The sequence below is a fragment of the Lentimicrobium sp. L6 genome (assembly GCF_013166655.1).
GTDB lineage: Bacteria > Bacteroidota > Bacteroidia > Bacteroidales > UBA12170 > UBA12170.
Genome location: NZ_JABKCA010000175.1, coordinates 1 through 1,166, shown reverse-complemented (window position 1 = coordinate 1,166; position 1,166 = coordinate 1). Strand labels below are relative to the sequence as shown.

The following is a 1,166-nucleotide window of genomic DNA, read 5'->3' as shown; positions in this document are numbered from 1 at the left end:
GTCCATCAAATGCAGAAGTAACAGTCACACCATCTATAGTGATTTCAATACCTTCAGCACCCATTGGATTTCCTTCCACAGAACACCAGAAGAAAGCATCAAAATTAGTAGGAACAGGAATCATAATAATAAACTGCTCCACATTCTGGTCAACAATAGAAATGGTTCCAGTCTGTGTCTCATATCCATCAAAAGAAGCAGAATAATCGTGGTCACCAATAGAAAGGCCTTCAAATAAAGCAAGTCCATCAAATGCAGAAGTAACAGTCACACCATCTATAGTGATTTCAATACCTTCTGTTCCCATCGGATTTCCTTCCACAGAACACCAGAAGAAAGCATCAAACATAGGAGCGGGAATCATAGTTATGAATTCCTGAACATTCTGGTCAATAATGGAAATAGTACCGGTTTGTGTAATATATCCATCAAAAGAAGCAGAATAATCGTGATCACCTACAGTTAATCCTTCAACTAAAGCTAAACCATCAAATCCAGAACTTACAGTAACACCATCAATAGTGATATCAATACCTTCTGTTCCCATCGGATTTCCTTCCACAGAACACCAGAAGAAAGCATCAAACATAGGAGCGGGAATCATAGTTATGAATTCCTGAACATTCTGGTCAATAATGGAAATAGTACCGGTTTGTGTAATATATCCATCAAAAGAAGCAGAATAATCGTGATCACCTACAGTTAATCCTTCAACTAAAGCTAAGCCATCAAACCCAGAAGCAACTGTTATCCCATCAATAGTGATTTCTATCCCTTCAGCACCCATTGGGTTTCCTTCTACAGAACACCAAAAGAAAGCATCAAATACAGGAACAGGAGATAGGCTTATGAATTCTTGAACATTTTGGTCCACAATAGAAATAGTACCAGTTTGAGTAATATATCCGTCAAAAGAAACAGAATAATCATAATCGCCACCAATAAGCTCTTCGAAAAGTGCTAAACCATCAAATCTAGAACTAAAGTAAGACCATCGATTGTTACATCAATACCTTCAACACCCGTAGCGCTTCCTTCAATTGAACACCAGAAGAAAGCATAGTATGATGGAGGAGCAGGAAGCATAATAGCGAAGTCAGAACCATTTTGGTCAGTAATAGTAACAGAACCATTAACAGTGATGAATCCATCTTTAGAAGCAGTAT

Annotated in this window: 2 protein-coding genes; both read right to left on the bottom strand. The window is 37.9% G+C overall.

Features of this window, described 5'->3' with window-relative positions; genetic code table 11:
• On the bottom strand, window positions 1–874 hold an 874-nt coding region (locus HNS38_RS20075; protein ID WP_172347006.1), incomplete at its 3' end, for a hypothetical protein.
• An 86-nt stretch (window positions 875–960) separates the two neighbouring features.
• Window positions 961–1,166, bottom strand: a 206-nt coding sequence (locus tag HNS38_RS20070) for a hypothetical protein (protein ID WP_172347005.1), incomplete at its 5' end; no start/stop codon positions are given.